Below are 328 nucleotides of genomic sequence, written 5' to 3' on the forward strand. Positions count from 1 at the left end.
TTTGGCTATTCGAGGAATTGAATTCAGATAGTCGTTTTGATTGTGAAACCTTTAATAAAATGAAGAAGATTAATGGCAACTATACTAAGACATTTAATAAGTATTTAGATACTAAAAGGCCTTTTGAAAAATATGAAGATTTTCTTTTGTATTGCTTTAAAAAAATAAATCGCCAAAACTGAATTCTAAAGAAAATAATTATATATAAGAATGTTTTGGCATCTATATAAAAAGGAAATGGATGATATGAAAATAGAAATAATTTCAATGCAACAAATTAATAATATGGGATCATTGTTGCAAGCTTATGGTTTGATGAAAAGATTAA

Annotated in this window: 1 protein-coding gene; it reads left to right on the forward strand. The window is 24.7% G+C overall.

Translation table 11 applies throughout. The features are described from left to right. Positions 1 to 182 (forward strand): hypothetical protein (locus tag NE473_RS30740; RefSeq protein ID WP_256265611.1); only part of this gene is annotated, 182 nt, incomplete at its 5' end. Positions 183 to 328: the final 146 nt, after the last annotated feature.

This window comes from Hungatella sp. SL.1.14, assembly GCF_024460495.1.
GTDB lineage: Bacteria > Bacillota > Clostridia > Lachnospirales > Lachnospiraceae > Hungatella > Hungatella hathewayi.